The sequence below is a fragment of the Streptomyces sp. CLV115 genome (assembly GCF_038448545.1).
Classification (GTDB): Bacteria; Actinomycetota; Actinomycetes; order Streptomycetales; family Streptomycetaceae; genus Streptomyces; species Streptomyces sanglieri.
On the sequence record NZ_JBCEWQ010000472.1, the window covers coordinates 1 to 255 of the forward strand.

The 255-nt window shown below is 63.5% G+C and carries 1 pseudogene; it reads right to left on the bottom strand.

Features of this window, described 5'->3' with window-relative positions:
* A pseudogene (locus tag AADR41_RS42700) lies at positions 1 to 255 on the bottom strand (ketol-acid reductoisomerase); the annotation flags it as partial.

Here is a 255-nt window from a genome sequence, read left to right on the forward strand (position 1 = left end):
CAGGAGGTGGTCGCTGTCGGCCTTCTTGTACTCGTTGTACTTGGGCAGGCCGTTGTGGTACTCGGCCATCCAGGCCTTGGCGAAGGTGCCGTCCTGGATCTCGGCGAGGACCTTCTTCATCTCGGCCTTGGTGGCGTCGGTGATGATCCGCGGGCCGGTGACGTAGTCGCCCCACTCGGCGGTCTCCGAGATCGACCAGCGCATCTTCTCCAGGCCGCCCTCGTACATCAGGTCCACGATGAGCTTCAGCTCGTG